Source organism: Streptomyces sp. NPDC001407 (assembly GCF_042895325.1).
Taxonomy (GTDB): Bacteria; Actinomycetota; Actinomycetes; order Streptomycetales; family Streptomycetaceae; genus Streptomyces.
In genome coordinates this window covers 1-17,937 of record NZ_JBIAWF010000029.1, presented here as the reverse complement: position 1 = coordinate 17,937, position 17,937 = coordinate 1, and the positions used below count along the sequence as shown (strand labels likewise).

At 72.8% G+C, this 17,937-nt stretch carries 13 protein-coding genes; 7 read left to right on the top strand and 6 right to left on the bottom strand.

What is annotated here, in order from left to right; all coding sequences use genetic code 11:
* Window positions 1–235: 235 nt before the first annotated feature.
* From ACFY1P_RS30220 to ACFY1P_RS30205, 4 genes are all read left to right on the top strand, one after another.
* Complete coding sequence (locus ACFY1P_RS30220) at window positions 236–2,677, top strand: nitrate- and nitrite sensing domain-containing protein (protein ID WP_390752431.1); 2,442 nt, start codon at window positions 236–238, stop codon at window positions 2,675–2,677.
* On the top strand, window positions 2,674–3,150 hold the full coding sequence (locus ACFY1P_RS30215) for a roadblock/LC7 domain-containing protein (protein WP_390752430.1): 477 nt from the start codon (window positions 2,674–2,676) through the stop codon (window positions 3,148–3,150). Before ACFY1P_RS30220 ends, ACFY1P_RS30215 begins: the two co-directional genes overlap by 4 nt.
* An 8-nt stretch (window positions 3,151–3,158) precedes the next feature.
* Entirely contained in the window at window positions 3,159–3,590 is a 432-nt protein-coding gene (locus tag ACFY1P_RS30210; protein ID WP_361532064.1) for a DUF742 domain-containing protein, read from the top strand.
* Window positions 3,591–3,713: 123 nt separating this feature from the next.
* Window positions 3,714–4,310, top strand: coding sequence for an ATP/GTP-binding protein (locus tag ACFY1P_RS30205; RefSeq protein ID WP_390752429.1), 597 nt, complete (start codon window positions 3,714–3,716; stop codon window positions 4,308–4,310).
* Window positions 4,311–4,328: 18 nt separating this feature from the next.
* On the opposite strand, the gene glpK is transcribed toward ACFY1P_RS30205, so the two are convergent.
* The 3 genes from glpK to ACFY1P_RS30190 all read right to left on the bottom strand — a co-directional run bounded on the left by glpK (window position 4,329) and on the right by ACFY1P_RS30190 (window position 9,194).
* Complete coding sequence (gene glpK / locus ACFY1P_RS30200) at window positions 4,329–5,837, bottom strand: glycerol kinase GlpK (RefSeq protein WP_390752428.1); 1,509 nt, start codon at window positions 5,835–5,837, stop codon at window positions 4,329–4,331.
* 84 nt (window positions 5,838–5,921) lie between these two features.
* On the bottom strand, window positions 5,922–6,707 hold the full coding sequence (locus ACFY1P_RS30195; RefSeq protein WP_390752427.1) for a M15 family metallopeptidase: 786 nt from the start codon (window positions 6,705–6,707) through the stop codon (window positions 5,922–5,924).
* A gap of 69 nt (window positions 6,708–6,776) precedes the next feature.
* Entirely contained in the window at window positions 6,777–9,194 is a 2,418-nt protein-coding gene (locus tag ACFY1P_RS30190) for a glycoside hydrolase family 31 protein (RefSeq protein ID WP_390752426.1), read from the bottom strand.
* A gap of 220 nt (window positions 9,195–9,414) precedes the next feature.
* On the opposite strand from ACFY1P_RS30190, the gene ACFY1P_RS30185 reads away from it, so the two are divergent.
* Window positions 9,415–11,421: an acetoacetate--CoA ligase gene (locus tag ACFY1P_RS30185; protein ID WP_390752425.1), complete on the top strand. Its 2,007-nt coding sequence runs from the start codon at window positions 9,415–9,417 to the stop codon at window positions 11,419–11,421.
* Between the two features lie 48 nt (window positions 11,422–11,469).
* Here ACFY1P_RS30185 and ACFY1P_RS30180 read toward each other — a convergent pair whose 3' ends face one another.
* The gene (locus tag ACFY1P_RS30180; RefSeq protein ID WP_390752424.1) at window positions 11,470–12,789 is read right to left on the bottom strand and encodes an aminotransferase class I/II-fold pyridoxal phosphate-dependent enzyme; all 1,320 of its coding nucleotides are present in this window, start codon (window positions 12,787–12,789) and stop codon (window positions 11,470–11,472) included.
* A gap of 46 nt (window positions 12,790–12,835) precedes the next feature.
* On the opposite strand from ACFY1P_RS30180, the gene ACFY1P_RS30175 reads away from it, so the two are divergent.
* Together ACFY1P_RS30175 and ACFY1P_RS30170 are read left to right on the top strand one after the other, a co-directional pair.
* Entirely contained in the window at window positions 12,836–14,086 is a 1,251-nt protein-coding gene (locus tag ACFY1P_RS30175; RefSeq protein WP_390752423.1) for an MFS transporter, read from the top strand.
* A 22-nt stretch (window positions 14,087–14,108) separates the two neighbouring features.
* Window positions 14,109–15,023 (top strand): hypothetical protein, encoded by a 915-nt coding sequence (locus ACFY1P_RS30170; RefSeq protein WP_361533864.1) that lies wholly within the window; start codon window positions 14,109–14,111, stop codon window positions 15,021–15,023.
* A 71-nt stretch (window positions 15,024–15,094) separates the two neighbouring features.
* Here the strand turns inward: ACFY1P_RS30170 and ptsP are convergent, their stop codons facing one another.
* Window positions 15,095–16,765: a phosphoenolpyruvate--protein phosphotransferase gene (gene ptsP, locus ACFY1P_RS30165; protein ID WP_390752422.1), complete on the bottom strand. Its 1,671-nt coding sequence runs from the start codon at window positions 16,763–16,765 to the stop codon at window positions 15,095–15,097.
* Between the two features lie 88 nt (window positions 16,766–16,853).
* Window positions 16,854–17,303 (bottom strand): PTS glucose transporter subunit IIA, encoded by a 450-nt coding sequence (locus ACFY1P_RS30160; protein WP_361533858.1) that lies wholly within the window; start codon window positions 17,301–17,303, stop codon window positions 16,854–16,856.
* Between the last annotated feature and the right edge of the window lie 634 nt (window positions 17,304–17,937).

Here is a 17,937-nt window from a genome sequence, read left to right as displayed (position 1 = left end):
GTCATCGGCCCCCGCATGAAGAGCGAACGACGGTGCTCAAAGGTTCCCATGGGGAGGGCAATCCAGCCAGGCCGAAAAGTCCTGGAATCACCGGACAACAAGGGACCCACCGCCGCCACACCCACGGACCGGCCACCGCACTGGCCTTCGAGACCCGTACCACGCAGTAGTAGGCTCACGCCGCATTGTTGTCGGAACACCACCCCGGGGCGCCGGGATTGACGTTGGGGAGGCCATGCGCTTTCGCGGGAAGTCGATCCGCCGGAAGATCGTGGCGCTGCTGCTCGTGCCGCTGGTGTCGCTGACCGCCCTCTGGGCCTTCGCCACCGTGATCACCGGCAGCGAGGCGGCCCAGCTGCTCACCGTCGCCGACGTCATGCGCAAGGTCGGCTACCCCGCCGAGGACATGGTCCGCGCCCTCCAGCAGGAACGCCGTCAGACCCTCGTCCACCTCGCCGACCCCCGCCGCTCCGACGCCCTCGCCGACCTGCGCGAACGGCAGCGCGCCACCGACAAGGCCGTCGCCGCCCTGCGCTCCGGCGCCGACGGCGACGTCCGCGGCGACATGACCGCCCAGTCCGCGGCCCGCTTCGCCGCCATCGAGAAGAGCCTCGGCGACCTCGACAGCGTGCGCCGCAAGGCCGAGGACGACACCATCAGCCGCCACGGCGCCTTCCTGGCGTACAACGAACTCGTCGAGCCCTACTACGCCTTCCTCAGCACCCTCAGCGCCCTCCAGGACGCCGAGCTGGACAAGCAGGGCCGCGCCCTCGTCGGCATCGCCCGCGCCCGCGAGGCGCTCTCCCGCGAGGACGCCCTCCTCGCCTCCGCGCTCACCGCGGGCAGCATGAGCCGCCAGGACCTGCGCGCCTTCTCCGACCGCGTCGCCGAGCGCCAGGTCCTCTACAGCACCAGCCTCTCCGTCATGCCACTGGCGGACCAGAAGACCTACGAGGACTACTGGCGCGGCAGCAGCGCCGAGACCCTGCGCTCCACCGAGGACGCCGTCGTCCTCGCGGGCGCGGACCGGGCCACGCACACCGTCGACCCCCAGCGCTGGAACTCCGCCGCCGGGACGGTCCTCGACGAGCTCGGCCGGATGGGCACCCAGGCCATCGACCGCTACGCCGACCGCGTCCAGCCCGCCGCCACCGTCGTCCTGGTCAAGGCCGCCGCCGCGGGCGTCCTCGGACTCGTCGCCCTCGTCTGCTCGCTCGTCGTCTCCCTCAAGGTCGGCCGCGGCCTGGTCCGCGACCTGCGAGCCCTGCGCAAGGAAGCACACGAGGCGTCGGGCGTCCGGCTGCCCGGCGTGATGCGCCGCCTCGCCGCCGGCGAACAGATCGACGTCGAGGCCGAAGCCCCCCGCCGCGACTTCGGCCCCGACGAACTCGGCCAGGTCGGCCAGGCACTCGACACCCTCCAGCGCGCCGCCGTCGAAGCCGCCGTCAAACAGGCCGACATGCGCCGCGGCGTCTCCGACGTCTTCGTCAACCTCGCCCGCCGCAGCCAGGTGCTGCTCCACCGCCAGCTCACCCTCCTCGACGCCATGGAGCGCCGCACCGAGGACACCGACGAACTCGCCGACCTCTTCCGCCTCGACCACCTCACCACCCGCATGCGCCGTCACGCCGAGGGCCTCGTCATCCTCTCGGGCGCCGCCCCCGCCCGGCAGTGGCGCAGACCGGTCCCCCTGATGGACGTCGTACGGGCCGCGGTCGCCGAGGTCGAGGCGTACGAACGGATCGAGGTCCGCCGCCTGCCCCGCCTGGCCGTCCACGGGCCCGCCGTCGGCGACCTCACCCACCTGCTGGCCGAACTCCTGGAGAACGCCACCGTCTTCTCCCCGCCGCACACCGGCGTCCAGGTCCTGGGGGAGCGGGTCCCCAACGGCTTCACGATCGAGATCCACGACCGCGGGCTCGGCATGACCCCGGACCTCATGCTCGAAGCCAACCTCCGGCTCGCCGAGACCCCCGAGTTCGAGCTGTCCGACACCGACCGCCTCGGCCTGTTCGTCGTCAGCAGACTCGCCCGCCGCCACGGCGTGAAGGTCTCCCTCCAGCCCTCCCCGTACGGCGGCACCACCGCGGTCGTCCTCGTGCCCCTCGCCCTGCTCACCGCCTCCGGCAAGGGCGCGGCACCGGACGAGGAGGACACCGGGGCGCAGGAGCTGACGAAGGACCGGGCGACGACGCCCCTGTCACCGCTGTCGGCACTCGCCGCGCCCGGCCCCGCCCCGCTGCCCGGCCGGCACCGGCACGCCCCGGCCGAACCGGAGCCTGCGCTCTGCCCGTTCGACCACGGGCCGGACGACGGCGAGGCACAGCACCACCTGGCGTCCGACAGCCCGCAGCCGCTGCCCCGCCGCAGGCCGTCCGTCCTGGCCTCCGACAGCGGCCCGGACGCCGACGACGAACGCACCCCGACCGGCGGACTGCCCCGGCGCGTACGACAGGCCAGCCTCGCCCCACAGCTGCGGAACGACCCCGTCCGCCGCGCGCCGGACGCCCCCGCGCACGACGCCGCCGGGGAAGCCGAGCGCGACGCCGAAGAGGTACGGGCCCGCATGGCGGCCCTCCAGCGCGGCTGGCAGCGTGGGCGGGAGGATCATGGAACCGGCACGAGAACCACAGGAACCACAGCACCAGGAACCACACACGAGGGGGACGGTCCATGACCGCACCGAAGGCCGCGATACGCACCACCGGGAACCACGGCACACCGGCCGGCGCGGGCGAACGGCAGCCGGGAGCCACCGGCGATCTGAACTGGCTGCTCGACGACCTCGTCGAGCGCGTCGGCACCGTACGCAAGGCACTGGTGCTCTCCGGCGACGGTCTGCCGACCGGCAAGTCCAAGGGGCTCTCCCGCGAGGACGGTGAGCACCTCGCCGCCGTCTCCTCCGGCTTCCACAGCCTGGCCAAGGGCGTGGGCCGGCACTTCGACGCCGGACAGGTCCGCCAGACCGTCGTCGAACTCGACAGCGCCTTCCTGTTCGTCACCGCCGCCGGCGACGGCAGCTGCCTCGCCGTGCTCGCCGACGCCGATTCCGACATCGGCCTCGTCGCCTACGAGATGACGCTGCTCGTCAAGCGCGTGGGCGCGCACCTGGCCACCGCTCCGCGGACCGGCGTGGCCGCCGACGGGTGACGGCCGGCATGACCGGAGACGACGGCCACCACTCCGCGGACGCGCACGCGGCGGTGCGGTGGTACGACGACGCGGCGGGCCCGGTGGTCCGCCCGTACGCCATGACCCGCGGCCGGACCCGCGGCGCGGAAGGCGGCGAACTCGACCTGATCGCGGTGGTCATCGCCGACGAGGCCCTGGCAGGACCGTCCGGCGCGCACGCCGTCGCGGACCGGACGCTCTCGCCGGAGCACCTCGACATCGTCGAACTCTCCCGCACACGCCCGCAGTCCGTCGCCGAGCTGGCCGCCGGGCTCGACCTTCCCGTCGGTGTGCTGCGGGTGCTCGTCGGGGACCTGATGGAGGCGGGATACGTCCGGGTCACCCGCCCGGTGCCACCGGCCGAGCTCCCCGACGAGACCGTCCTCAGAGACGTCATCGACGCCCTGCGGACACTGTGACGACCCGACCGCCGCACGGCGTGCGGCGGTCGAGGGCATTGACAGGGAGCGGCAGCACCGGGCACGGGAAAACTTGTCGTGACCACGACCGATGGGGAACGATCACCCCCGAAGGAGGCCGCCATGACACCCACCCGCACCGCCACCGCCCCGCTCGCCCTCAAGCTGCTCGTGGCCGGCGGCTTCGGCGTGGGCAAGACCACCCTGGTCGGCGCCGTCAGCGAGATCAGACCCCTGCGCACGGAGGAGACGCTCACGGAGGCGGGCCGCCCGGTCGACGACCTCACGGGAGTGGAGACCAAGCGCACCACCACCGTCGCCATGGACTTCGGCCGGATCACCCTCCGCGACGACCTGGTCCTCTACCTCTTCGGAACGCCCGGCCAGGACCGCTTCTGGTTCCTGTGGGACGAGCTCGCCCACGGCGCTCTGGGCGCCGTCGTCCTCGCCGACACCCGCCGCCTCGCCGACTGCTTCGCGGCCGTCGACTACTTCGAGCGGCGCGGCATCGCCTTCACCCTCGCCGTCAACTGCTTCGACGGCGCCGACCGCTATCCCGAGAGCGACGTCCGCGACGCGCTCGACCTCGACCCGGACGTGCCGGTCGTCATGTGCGACGCCCGCGAACGCGAGTCTGTGAAGCACGTCCTGATCTCCGTCGTCCAGCACGCCATCGCCACCGGCATCACGGAACGCACCGCTCCACGGCCCATTCCCTAGGCACCCTCCAGGCCCTCCCTAGGCACCTTCGTCGAGCCATCCGAAGCTGCGCTCCACCGCCTTGCGCCAGCGCCCGTACTCGCCCTCCCGCACCGCCGCGTCCATCCGGGGCGTCCACTCCGCGTCCCGCCGCCAGTGCGCCCGCAACTCGTCCAGGCCACCCCACACACCGGTGGCGAGCCCGGCGGCGTAGGCGGCCCCCAGGCACGTCGTCTCGGCGACCACAGGCCGGATCACCGGCACCCCCAGCACGTCCGCCTGGTGCTGCATCAGCAGACCGTTGGCCGTCATGCCGCCGTCCACCTTGAGCGAGGTGATCGGCACCCCGGAGTCCTGGAACATCGCGTCCACGACCTCCCGGGTCTGCCAACTGGTGGCCTCCAGCACCGCACGCGCCAGATGCGCCTTGGTGACATAGCCGGTCAGCCCGGCGATGACGCCCCGGGCGTCGGCGCGCCAGTACGGCGCGTACAGCCCGGAGAAGGCGGGCACGACATACGCCCCGCCGTTGTCCCGCACGCTCGCCGCCAGCGGCTCGATCTCGTCGGCGGAGCGGATGAGGCCCAACTGGTCGCGGAACCACTGCACCAGCGCGCCGGTGACCGCGATCGACCCCTCCAGGCAGTAGACCGGCGCCTCCCCGCCGAGCCGGTAACCGACCGTCGTCAGCAGCCCGTTCTTCGACGGCACGGGCCGCTCGCCCGTGTTGAGCAGCAGGAAACTGCCCGTGCCGTACGTGTTCTTGGCCTCGCCCACCCCGTAGCAGGTCTGCCCGAACACCGCCGCCTGCTGATCACCCAGCGCCGCCGCGACCGGCACCCCGGCCAGCGGGCCCACCGCCGTCCCGTACACCTCGGCGGAGGACCGGATCTCCGGCAGCACCGCCTCCGGTATGCCCATCTGGGCCAGGACCGACGGATCCCACTGGAGCGTGCCGAGATCCATCAGCAGGGTTCGCGCCGCGTTGGTCACGTCGGTGACGTGCACCCCGCTGTCCGTGCCGCCCGTCAGATTCCAGATCAGCCAGGAGTCGACGGTGCCGAACGCGATCTCCCCGTTCTCCGCGCGCCGGCGCAGCCCCGGCACGTGCTCCAGCAGCCAGGCCACCTTCGGCCCCGAGAAATAGCTGGCCAGCGGCAGCCCGGTGATCTCCCGGAACCGGTCGGGCCCGTCCGCGCCGCCCAGCTCGTGACAGAGCGCGGCCGTCCGGGTGTCCTGCCAGACGACGGCGTTGTGCACCGGCTTGCCCGTCGAACGGTCCCACAGGACCGTCGTCTCCCGCTGGTTGGTGATGCCCAGCGCGCTCAGCTCCTCCGCCCGCAGCCCCGCCGCCGCGAGCGCGCCCGTGACCACGGCGCGCACTTTCGCCCAGATCTCGGCCGCGTCGTGCTCCACCCAGCCGGGACGCGGGAAGATCTGCCGGTGCTCACGCTGGTCCACGGCCACGACCGATCCGTCCCGGTCGAAGACGATGCAGCGGCTGGAGGTGGTGCCCTGGTCGATCGCGGCGACGTACGAGCCCGTCATGGCGTCTCCTCGGAGGACTGCGCTGGCCCACACTGCTCGAACGGGCAGTGTTCACCTGGCGTACGGGAGCGTCAAGCGCCGCCGTCACCCGACGGGAAAGTCGAAATAGGTGTCGGGAAACGGCTCACCGCGGAGCGTGTAGTGCCACCACTCCTCCGGCAGGTTGACGAAACCGGCCCGCTCCATCGTGGACTTCAGCAGCAGCCGGTGATCGCGCTGCGCACCGCCGATCCTGGGGTCCAGGGTGTGCGCGAGGGTGTCGAAGCAGTCGAACCCCGTGCCCATGTCGACGGAGTTGTCGGGGAACCTGCGCTCCTGCGGCGCGTAACAGGGCACCAGCCGCTCCCCGGGACGGTACGGACGCGTCGGCCAGGCCGGCAGCCGCACCAGCGTCAGGTCCATCGTGCTGCCCCTGCTGTGCCCTGACTTCGCCGCGATGTAACCGTCGTCAAAAAGACGTGACTTGTCGACCCGGGGATAGAACTCCCCCTTCATCCGCTCGTCCGCGAGATCCTTCGCCCAGGCCACGAAGTCGTCGACAGCCCGCTGCGGCCGGTAGCAGTCGTACACCTTGAGGCTGTAACCCCGCGGCAGCAGGGTGCGTTGCGCACGGTGCAGCGCCTGTGCGGCCTGCCGGGTGAGGAGGCACACCGGGCGCCGGTAACCGTCGACCCGGTGACCGGTGAAGTTGTGCGCGGTGGCGTACCGCACCTCCTGGAGGATCGTCGGATCGACGTCGGACAGTGCCACGAAACCGGCGGGCGGTCTCGCCTGCGACGGCCGGGCGTGCGCGGCGGGGGCGGAGGAGAGGGCCAGGAGGCCGGCGAGGGGGAGAGCGAGGGCGCGCAGCGCCTCGGAGAATTTCGGCATGGTCTTCCAGCTATCAGAGCGCGGGCGCGTACGGGAAGGCCCTGCGACCGGGCGCGTACGGAAGGGCCCCTACCGCCCCTCCGGTGCGGAACTCCCGTCCCGGGAAGGAGCGGGCCGGGGGAGAGTGCCGGCCGTGCCACCCCGCACCCGCACCGGATATCCCACTTCCTCCGCACCCTCCCGCCCCACCTCGACCACTCCGTCGCGCAGCCGCGTCGTGAAGCGCACCACCGACGGCGCGGCCCACCCCTCACCCGTGTCCGGCACCAACACCCCGCCGCCCGTACGGCCGGCCGCCGGGGCCCACACCTCCAGCTCCACCCCACCGTCCGCCCCAGCCACCGGTACTACCGAACCCGCCCGCGCCAGCACGGGGATGCGCGACAGGGGAGCGTCCAGCAGCACCTGCCCCGGCCCCTCGTGCGCCTGTCCCGTCGCCGTGTCGTACCACCGCCCGCGCGGCAGCCGTACGGCCCGCCGGTCGGTGCCCTGCTCCAGCACCGGCGCCACCAGCAGCGAATCGCCCAGCAGGAACGCGTCCTCGCAGTCACGCAGCGCACGGTCCTCCGGTGAACGCCACCACACCGGCCGCACGTACGGCGCTCCCGTGCGCTGGGCCAGGTGCGCGAGCGTCACGAAATACGGCAGCAGCCGCATCCGCTCCCGCATGGCCGCACCCGCGTGCTCCAGCACCTCCGTCCCGAACTCCCACGGCTCCCGGCGGCCCGCGTCGTGCGCCGCGTGCGTACGGAACAGCGGCAGATACGCGCCCAACTGGAACCAGCGCAGGAACAGCTCCGGCGACGGACGGCCGGTGAAACCACCGACGTCCGGACCCGAATACGGCACTCCGCACAGCCCCAGCCCCAAGGCCAGCGCCAGGGACGCGCGCAGCCCAGGCCAGCCGGTCGCCACGTCACCGGACCAGGTGCCGCCGTAGCGCTGCATGCCCGCCCAGCCCGACCGGGAGAACAGGAACGGACGCTCTTCCGGCCGCAGTTCGCGCAGCCCTTCGTAACCCGCGCGCGCCATGGTCAGCCCGTACACATTGTGTGCCGCCCGGTGGTCACCTCCCCGGCCCTCCAGCGAGTGCCGCGCGGAACGCGGCAGCGTGGGGTCGCCGAACGCCGCGAAGGACACCGGCTCGTTCATGTCGTGCCACACCCCGGAGAAGCCCTGCGCCAGCCGCTCCGCGTACAGCCCGCCCCACCACTTGCGCACCTCCGGGTCGGTGAAGTCGGGGAAGACGGACTCACCGGGCCACACCTCGCCGCGCACCTCCCGCCCCCGCGCGTCCCGCACGAAAGCGCCGGCCGCCGTACCGCTGTCGTACACCGCGACACCCGGCCGGGCCTTCACGGCGGGATCCACGATGGAAACCAGCCGCACCCCCTGCTCCCGCAAGTCGGCCGCCAGACCGGGCAGATCGGGGAACCGCCGCCGGTCCACCGTGAAGACGCGGTGTCCCTCATAGTGGTCGATGTCCAGATGCACCGCCGAGAGCGGCAGCCCGCGCTCCCGGTATCCCGCGACGACCCGGCGCACCTCCCGCTCACTGCCGAACCCCCAGCGCGCGTGCTGCGGGCCGAGCGCCCAGGCGGGCGGCAGGGCCGGGGCACCGGTCAGCGAGGCCCAGGTGTGCAGCACGCGCGCGGGCGTGCCCACCACCACCCAGGAGCGCAGCGGGCCGCCGTCCATCCGCACCTCGCAGCTGCCCGGCCGGTCGTGCCCCGACCCCGCGCCCTCCTCGCCCTCGCGCAACGTCACCCGGCCGTCCCAGGTGTTGTCGTGGAAGGCCAGGTGCGTGCCCGCGTCCGCGACGACCAGCTGCACGGGCATCGTGATGTACAGCGGATCGTCCCCCGGCTCGAAGGAACCGCCGGGGTCGGTGTTCCACAGGCGGTACGAACCGTCCCGCAGCCGGGGCCCCGCCGCCCTGCCCCCCAGGCCGAAGAACCGTGCGTCGGCCGTCACTTCCGAGCGCTGCGTCCACCGCGCCTCCACCACCTCCCGGGCCGCCGGATCCACCGGTTCCCACCACCGCGGCGGCAGATCGCGCCGCAGCACCACCCCGCCCGGCGTCCGCACCTCCACCGCGCCGTGGCGCCCCACCACCACCAGGACCCTCTCGGACACCACGCGCCAGCCGCCGTCGGTGTCGGGCTCCAGCACCGCGCGCTCGTCCGCCTCCGGCACCCGCCCCGCCACGGCGTACGACGGCTCCGGCTCCGCGCCGTCCCAGCCGCAGAACACCGCGCCGCCCACCGCCACCCGCACCCGCAGCGACGACCGCGCGAACCGCACCACCCCGCCGCCCGGCAGCGGCTCGGCCCCTCGCACCGCCCCCGGCACCCGCGCCCGCTCCGCGCCCCGCCGGGGCAGCCCCGCCGCGTCCGCCCACCGCCTGCGCCACGCCCACCGCAGGGACCGCAGGCCCCGTGCCGTCCCGACCGTATTCGCTAACCGCCGCAGATCACGTGCATCCATGCTGCTCAGCCTGCCACCGCCACCGTCGGGGCGGCGTTCCGTTCAACAGTCGTTCACCCCCGCGGGATCCACCGGACACCGGTGGGCCCGCTCACGGGTTATCCACAGGGCTGGTGCCCGAGTCGATCACGTGGCATCGTCCTGCTCAGCCGCGTCACGCACGGCACCCAGACGGCGTGTGCGGCGACGCCCACGACGCGTACAGCCGGGAGCAGCCACGATGACCACCGCACCGCAGCCCGCCGACCGACCGGAGCCCCTCTGGAGCCCCGGCGAGGACCGCGTCGCCCGCGCACAGGTCACCCGCTTCCACCGCTGGGCCGCCGAGCACCACGGCGCGCCCGCCCCCCTCCCCGGCGACCCCGCCGCGAGCTACGCCGCCCTGCACCGCTGGTCCGTGACGGAGCTGGAGCGCTTCTGGCAGGCCGTCACCGAGTGGTGCGACGTGCGCTTCTCCAGCCCGTACGAGAGGGTCCTCGCCGATCCCGCGATGCCCGGCGCCGTATGGTTCCCCGGAGCCACGCTCAACTACGCCGAGCACGCCCTGCGCACCGCCGAGGACCCCGCCCGCGCCCACGAGCCCGCCCTGCTGCACGCCGACGAGACGCACGATCCGCGCCCGGTGACCTGGGCCGAGCTGCGCGCCCAGGTGGGCTCACTGGCCGCCGAGCTCCGCCGGCTCGGGGTCCGCCCCGGTGACCGCGTCAGCGCGTATCTGCCCAACATCCCGCAGGCCGTGGTCGCCCTGCTCGCCACCGCCGCCGTCGGCGGCGTCTGGACCTCCTGCGCCCCCGACTTCGGCGCCCGCAGCGTCCTCGACCGCTTCCAGCAGGTGGAGCCGGTCGTGCTGTTCACCGTCGACGGCTATCACTACGGCGGCAAGCGCCACGACCGGGCCGAGACCGTCACCGAGCTGCGGGCGGGGCTGCCCACGGTGCGCGCCGTGGTGCACATCCCGCTGCTGGGCACCCCGGCCCCCGAGGGCGCGCTGGAGTGGGAGGCCCTCACCTCCGCCACGGTGGAGCCCGTCTTCGAGCAGGTCCCCTTCGACCACCCGCTGTGGGTGCTCTATTCGTCGGGCACCACCGGTCTGCCCAAGGCCATCGTGCAGTCCCAGGGCGGCATCCTCGTCGAGCACGTCAAGCAGCTCGCCCTGCACTGCGACCTGGGCCCGGGCGACCGCTTCTTCTGGTACACCTCCACCGGCTGGATGATGTGGAACTTCCTCGTCTCCGGCCTCCTGGTGGGTTCCACCGTCGTGCTCTACGACGGCAGCCCCGGCCACCCCGACACCGCGGCCCAGTGGCGCGTCGCCGAGCGCACCGGAGCCACGCTCTTCGGCACCTCGGCCGCCTATGTGATGGCCTGCCGCAAGGCCGACGTCCACCCGGGCCGCGACTTCGACCTCTCCCGCGTCAAGTGCGTGGCCACCACGGGCTCACCGCTGCCCCCCGACGGCTTCCGCTGGCTCCACGACGAGGTCGCCGCCGACATGTGGATCGCCTCCGTCAGTGGCGGCACGGACGTGTGCAGCTGCTTCGCCGGCGCCGTGCCCACCCTCCCGGTGCACATCGGCGAGCTCCAGGCCCCCTGCCTCGGCACGGACCTCCAGGCGTGGGACGCGCACGGCGAGCCCGTCGTCGACGAGGTCGGCGAGCTGATCGTCGCGGCCCCCATGCCCTCCATGCCGGTCCGCTTCTGGAACGACCCGGACGGCAGCCGCTACCGCGACAGTTACTTCGAGATGTTCCCCGGCGTCTGGCGGCACGGCGACTGGATCACCCTCACCTCGCGCGGCAGCGTCGTCATCCACGGCCGCTCCGACTCCACCCTCAACCGCCAGGGCGTCCGGATGGGCTCCTCGGACATCTACGAGGCGGTCGAGCGGCTCCCGGAGATCCGCGAATCCCTCGTCATCGGCGTCGAACGGCCCGACGGCGGCTATTGGATGCCGCTCTTCGTCCACCTCGCACCCGGCGCCACGCTGGACGAGGAGCTGCTCGACCGCATCAAGCGCACCATCCGTCAGCAGCTCTCACCGCGCCACGTGCCCGACGAGGTCATCGAGGTCACGGGCATCCCGCACACCCTCACCGGCAAGCGGATAGAGGTCCCCGTCAAGCGCCTTCTCCAGGGCACGCCCCTGGAGAAGGCGGTCAACCCCGGCTCGGTCGACAACGTCGAGCTGCTGCACTTCTACGAGAAGCTGGGCCGCGAGCGGGCGTGACGGACGGGTCCGGCCCCCTGGGCGGGCGGGGAGACCCGCCCGCCTTCGTCACCCTCCGTACGTCGCCTGCCGTTCCCCCAGCGCCTCCGCGAAGTCGGCCGCGAACCGCCCGGCCTCCGACGGCAGGAGCTCCGCCACGGTGACCCGCACCCCCGCCCCCGCCGCCAGCCGGAACCGCGCCCCCGCGGCCACCCACCACCCCGACGACCGCAGCCCGTTGACCACCGCCGCCTCGTCCCGCACCGGCACCCAGACGTTCATCCCGCTCGCCCCGTGCGCCGCGATCCCGCGCCGCGCCAGCTCGTCCAGCAGCGTCCGCCGCCGCAGCGTGTAGGCGGCGTCCGCCCGTCGCACGAGATCCTGCGTGGCCGGGTCCGTCAGCAGGCTCGCCGCCGTCTCCTGCAAGGCGTGACTCACCCAGCCCGACGTCAGGAGCAGCCGCCCGTCGTGCCGGGCCAGGGTGATCGCGTCGCAGGCCATCGCCGCCCACCGCAGGTCCGTCCCCAGGTATTTGGTGACCGTGCGGACCTGGGCCCAGCGCGACAGGCCGCCCGCCGTGAGGCTGTGCAGCGGTGCCCCCGCGATCTCCGCCGCGTGGTCGTTCTCGATCACCAGCACGTCCGGTGCCTCCGCGAGCACCTCCACCAGGGCGTCCCGCCGCTGTGCCGAGAAGCACCCGCCGTACGGATTCTGGGACCGCGGGCTGCAGATCACCGCCCGCACACCCGCGCGGAGCGCGGCCCGCAGCGCGTCGGGGCGGATGCCCTCGTCGTCCACGGCGACCGGCACGGACCGCAGCCCGAGGGCCGGCACGAGGTCCAGCAGATGGTGGTAGCCGGGATCCTCCATCGCCACCGCGTCCCCGGGCCGCAGTTCCACGGAGAGCAGCCGGGCCACGCAGTCGAGCGCGCTGTGCGCGAAGGTGACATGACCGCAGGGCACGCCGTCGCGCTCGTACCACGCGCGGGTCAGCTCCTCCAGGCGCGGCAGCCGGGGCGCCGAGCGGTGCGAACGCGCGCCCGGTGACACCCGCACCGACGGCGCCGCGTCGGGCAGGAACGCAGGATCCGGATGGCCGCCGGCCAGGTCGCGCAGGCCCGCGGGGACCTTCGGCGGGCGCCGCGAGGCGACCGACGGGGCCTCGGCCACCACCGTGCCGCCGCGGCCGCGCGTGAGGACGATGCCGCGCCCGCGCAGCTCCTTGTAGGTGGCCGCGACCGTGCCCGGACTCACCCCCAGCCGCTCCGCCAGCGCCCGCACGGGCGGCAGGGCGCTGCCCGGCGGCAACGCCCCCTCGGCGACGCCCCGTTCGATGGACGCGGAAATTCCCTTGGCGTTCGTACCCGTGATCTCATATTGTGTTGCCACAGAGCTAACTATGTATCAATACAATAGCTTGGTCAAGGGGGAACGGATGCGGATGCCGGGGGGACCGGACGGCCACCGGATGATGGCGGTCACCTTCGTCGACAAGGCGGGCTCGGGGCTCTGGGGAGCCACCTCCGCCCTCTACTTCACCTTCGTCGCCGGACTCGACACCGCCGAGATCGGGCTCCTCATCGGCCTCTCGGGCGCCATCGGCATCGCGGGCCCACCACTCGGCGGCCTCCTGGCCGACCGCGTCCCGCTGCGCTCCCTGCTGGTCGCCGTCCAGGCCGTACGCGCCTTCGCCTCACTCGCCCTCCTCACCACCACCGACCTGCGCCTCCTGCTCGCCATCGCGACCGTCGGCAGCCTCGGCGACCGGACCTCCGCCGTCCTGACCAAGCTGTACGCGACCCGCATCGCCGGCGAAGAGCGCAGCCGCTACCAGGCCCTCAACCGCACCGTCTCCAACATCGGATGGGCCGTCGGCGGCCTCGCCGCGGCCGGCGCGCTCACCCTGGGCACCACCACCGTCTACCGCTGGCTGCTCACCGGCGACGCCCTCTCCTTCGTCCTCTGCGCGCTCCTCACCCTCCGCTGCGCCGAACCGCCGTCGCCCGTCGGCCCGCCCCAGGAGGCGACGAGCGACACAGAAGACACAGCGATACCCAAGAGCCCCGACAACCCCTGGCGCGACCGCCGTTACCTCGCCTACACCGCCAGCGAGACCGTGCTCTTCCTCGACGACTCCGTCTTCAAGATCGGCCTCCCGCTGTGGACGGTGACCGCCACCACCGCACCGCACCAGGCCGTACCGCTCCTCCTCGTCCTCAACAACCTGCTCGTGGTCTGCTTCCAGGTCCCCCTCGCCCGCTTCGGCAACACCCCGCGCGCCGCACGCGCCACTCTTCTCCCGCTCGGCGCCGCCTTCCTCGCCGGAGGCGCCGCCCTCGCGGCCTCGGCCGTCGCGACACCCTGGCTCGCCACCCTCGCCCTCACCCTCGCCGCGACCGCCTTCACCGTTGCCGAGATGCTGCACGCCACCGTCTCCTGGGAACTGTCGGTAGCCCTCGCCCCACCCACCGCCCAAGGCGCCTACCTCGGCGTCCACGGCCTCGCCCAAGCCACCCAGCGCAGCGTCGGCCCCCTGGCCATGACCTGCGCCATCGCCACCGGCCCGGCCGGCTGGCTCGGCCTCGGCGCCGCCCTCGCCGCGGTCTGCTGCGCCCAGCGGCACCTGGTGCGCGACCGCGGCACAACGGCGTTGTCAGTGCCACCGGTTACGGTGAGTGAGCATTGATCGTCCGTGCTGAGGGGGAACCATGGCGCACACCAGGAACAGCGGCAACCGACGACCGGCGACACGGCGCGCACTGCGCCGAGAAGTGCCCAGCACGGTGGCCGTGCTGGCAGACGAGCAGGACTTCGCCGCCATGAGGCGGTACGGCTCCTTCCTGTTCGACGACCACGCGACGTATCTGCGGCAGATGGAGGGGCTGCTGCGGTCACTCGCCGCCCAGGGCACGCACACCTGCGTGGCCCTCTTCGACCCCATCGGCTACGAGGAGTTCTGCGCGGAGGCCCACCTCGACCCCGACACCCCGGCCAGCCGCACCCGCTATACGGCCGAGGTCGCGGCGACGGGCGCCAGAGTCACCTACGAGGGCCAGCCGATCCGCAGACTCCTGCCCCAGCTCGTCAACGAGGCGGAGCAGCAGGCCACTTGGGAGTACGCCTCATCGCTGCTCACCCGCGGCGGCGACTGCGCCTCCTGCGGGGAGGACATCGGCCGGGCCGCCTTCGCCCGCGCCACCCAGGCCCTGCGGCAGCTCATCGAGGCGGTCGGCCCCGGCACGCACCACCTCGTGTGCAGCGTCCCCGCCGAAGGCGCCACCCCACTCGTCGCCGTCCTCCACGCGGAGCACGGCGACGGCGGCAAGCTGCACCTCGGGGAAGCGGCCGCCCTCGTCTTCTGCACGGTCCTCGCGGCGGGCATCGCCACCGACCGGCCGGGCGGAGTCGTCCTGCGCACCGCCGCGCCCGGCCGCCGCGACACGGTCCGGGGCTGGAGCCTGCGTGACGGCTGGCTCAGGCCGCTCAGCGAAGCGGAGGTCTTCGCCGCCTACTGCACCGACGCCCGGACCGGCGAACCCGTGCCGCCCGAGCCCGGCGTCGACTACCGCGCGGGGCTGCACCTCACCGAGCCCACGGAAGGAGACGCGCACCCCACGGCCTGAAACGCGAAAGGTGCCCCGCCGACCCGGCGGGGCACCTCCCGACTTCAATGACGCGTCACCACGTCACCGGCTCACTCGCCGGACAGCACCGCCTGCGCGGCCACCCGGGCCTCCTCGGCCGAGTCCGTCGCACGGGCGGCGGCAGCGGCACGCTCGCACTGCGCGAGTGTGTGCTTGGCCAGGGTCGCGCGCACATACGGAATGGAGGCGGCACCCATGGACAGGCTCGTCACGCCCAGACCCGTCAGCACACACGCCAGCAGCGGGTCCGCCGCGGCCTCACCGCAGACACCGCAGCTCTTGCCCTCGGCCTTGGCGGCCTCGGCGGACGCCGCGACCAGGTCGAGCAGCGCCGGCTGCCACGGGTCCTGGAGCCGCGACACCGCACCGACCTGACGGTCGGCGGCGAAGGTGTACTGCGCCAGGTCGTTGGTCCCCAGCGACAGGAACTCGACCTCCTGCAGGATCGAGCGCGCCCGCAGCGCGGCGGAGGGAATCTCCACCATCGCGCCGAACTTCGCCCGCAGCCCGGCCTCACGGCACGCGTCGGCGAACGCCTTCGCGTCCGTGCGGTCCGCCACCATCGGGGCCATGACCTCGAGGTAGACGGGCAGCCCCTCGGCGGCCTTGGCCAGCGCGGTGAGCTGAGTCCGCAGCACCTCGGGGTGGTCCAGCAGCGTGCGCAGACCACGCACACCCAGGGCGGGGTTCGGCTCATCAGCCGGCGTCAGGAAGTCGAGCGGCTTGTCCGCGCCCGCGTCCAGCACCCGCACGACCACCCGGCCCTCGGGGAACGCCTCCAGAACCTTGCGGTACGCCTCGACCTGCTTGGCCTCGGACGGCGCCTTCTGGCTGTCGTCGAGGAAGAGGAACTCGGTACGGAACAGACCGACGCCCTCCGCACCCGCCTCGACCGCGGCCGGCACATCGGCCGGGCCGCCGACGTTCGCCAGCAGCGGCACCTTGTGCCCGTCGGACGTCGCGCCCGGGCCGGACGAAGCGGCCAGCGCGGCCTTGCGCGCCTCGGCGGCCTTCGTCAGCTCCGCGCGCTTGTCGTCGCTCGGCTCCACGAAGACGTCACCCGTGCTGCCGTCCACGGCCACGACCGTGCCCTCGGCCAGCTCACCGGCGCCGGGCAGGGCGACGACCGCGGGCACGCCGAGCGCCCGGGCCAGGATGGCGCTGTGGCTGGTCGGCCCGCCCTCCTCGGTCACGAAGCCGAGCACCAGGGTGGGGTCGAGCAGCGCGGTGTCGGCGGGTGCGAGGTCCCGCGCGATCAGCACGTACGGCTCGTCACTGTCGGGCACGCCCGGCATCGGAACGCCCAGCAGGCGCGCGACGATACGATTCCGCACGTCGTCGAGGTCGGCCACCCGGCCGGCCAGGTACTCACCCGCGTTGGCGAGCAGCGCGCGGTAGGCGGCGAAGGCGTCGTAGACCGCGCGCTCGGCGGTGCTGCCGACGGTGATGCGCCGCTCGACATCCGCCATGAGCTCCGGGTCCTGCGCCATCATGGCCTGAGCCTCGAGCACGTGCTGGGCCTCGCCACCGGCCAGGTTGCCGCGCGCGATGAGGTCGGCGGCGACAGCCTCGACGGCCTGGCGGGCGCGGCCTTGTTCGCGCGGTGCCTCGTCCGTCGGGATCTGCTTCGCCGGCGGCTCCAGCATCGCCGTGCCCATGTGCCGCACCTCGCCGATCGCCACACCGTGGCTCACGCCGACGCCTCGCAGCGTTGTCTCCATTTCACCCGTCTCCGTTGATGCGGCGGCTCGACCGCCGCGGTGGATGTCGTACGTACCGTCCCTGTCTGTCCTCAGGGACGGGGCCGGCTCACCGCCAGCTGAAGAGCTGGTCGCCCGCCTTGACGTCGCCGTCCTCGCGCATGTCGCCGAGCGAGTCGGCCACGGCCTCGAGCGCGACGACCGGGCAGATCGGCGACTTGCCGGCCTCTTCGACGGCGACCGGGTTCCAACGCACGATCTCCTGGCCGCGCGTGACCGTGTCGCCCTTGTTCACGAGCAGCTCGAAGCCCTCGCCGTTGAGCTGGACGGTGTCGATGCCGAGGTGCGTCAGCACGCCGTGCCCCTCGCCGTCGACGACGACGAACGCGTGGGGGTGGAGCGAGACGATGACGCCGTCCACGGGCGAGACCGCGGCCGAGGGCTCACGCACGGGGTCGATAGCGGTACCGGGTCCCACCATCGCGCCGGAGAAGACCGGATCGGGCACTGCCGCGAGTCCGATGGCACGTCCGGCAAGAGGGGACGTCACGGTGGTCATGGGAAGCCTCCCAGGGGTGAAGATTCATCACACGCCGTCACTGCCTGTCCTGGACGGCGCGCTGGCCAGAAGCGTATGTCATAGGAACTGCGGATTCCGCACGAGTGAGGGCCACCCGGCGCAGCCCCGAGGCCCCTCCTATGCGCGGGGGGACGGCCCCGGAATCGATTTGCCTCGCCCCGCCGGGAGCTGTACTGTCGGATCCCTGCCCACGACCGAGGCCCGCAGTCAACTGCTGGCAAGGCGAGGGGCGGCACCTATCGGATATGATCCTTTTCCCGGATCCGCTTCTGTGTGCCCGTGTGTCCATTGTGACTGCGGAAAACGAGCGGTAAGGGAGCGGAAAAACTCCTGATAGAGTGGTGGAACACCGAAGGGAAGCGCCCGGAGGGCCCGGAAACGGGACCGAAGGAAGCGTCCGTTCCTTGAGAACTCAACAGCGTGCCAAAAGTCAACGCCAGACTATAAAATACCCCGTCCATATCGATGGATGAGGTTCCTTTGAAAGTCCTGCCGGTCCTTCGGGGCGGGTAGGCAATAACACAGCGAGGACGCTGTGCACGGCTGGGCTTATTCCGCCTGGCTGTGCCGCTCAACGCGAGTGTCACCGGATATCCGGTAAGCATTCACGGAG

Bases quoted from the DNA above. Each gene is read 5' to 3' on its own strand.
- ACFY1P_RS30185 (WP_390752425.1), top strand. From the start codon at position 9,415: ATGACCACCGCACCGCAGCCCGCCGACCGACCGGAGCCCCTCTGGAGC.
- ACFY1P_RS30205 (WP_390752429.1), top strand. From the start codon at position 3,714: ATGACACCCACCCGCACCGCCACCGCCCCGCTCGCCCTCAAGCTGCTC.
- ACFY1P_RS30190 (WP_390752426.1), bottom strand. From the start codon at position 9,194: ATGGATGCACGTGATCTGCGGCGGTTAGCGAATACGGTCGGGACGGCA.
- ACFY1P_RS30215 (WP_390752430.1), top strand. From the start codon at position 2,674: ATGACCGCACCGAAGGCCGCGATACGCACCACCGGGAACCACGGCACA.
- ACFY1P_RS30210 (WP_361532064.1), top strand. From the start codon at position 3,159: ATGACCGGAGACGACGGCCACCACTCCGCGGACGCGCACGCGGCGGTG.
- ACFY1P_RS30220 (WP_390752431.1), top strand. From the start codon at position 236: ATGCGCTTTCGCGGGAAGTCGATCCGCCGGAAGATCGTGGCGCTGCTG.
- ACFY1P_RS30160 (WP_361533858.1), bottom strand. From the start codon at position 17,303: ATGACCACCGTGACGTCCCCTCTTGCCGGACGTGCCATCGGACTCGCG.
- ACFY1P_RS30170 (WP_361533864.1), top strand. From the start codon at position 14,109: ATGGCGCACACCAGGAACAGCGGCAACCGACGACCGGCGACACGGCGC.
- ptsP (WP_390752422.1), bottom strand. From the start codon at position 16,765: ATGGAGACAACGCTGCGAGGCGTCGGCGTGAGCCACGGTGTGGCGATC.
- ACFY1P_RS30175 (WP_390752423.1), top strand. From the start codon at position 12,836: ATGCGGATGCCGGGGGGACCGGACGGCCACCGGATGATGGCGGTCACC.
- glpK (WP_390752428.1), bottom strand. From the start codon at position 5,837: ATGACGGGCTCGTACGTCGCCGCGATCGACCAGGGCACCACCTCCAGC.
- ACFY1P_RS30195 (WP_390752427.1), bottom strand. From the start codon at position 6,707: ATGCCGAAATTCTCCGAGGCGCTGCGCGCCCTCGCTCTCCCCCTCGCC.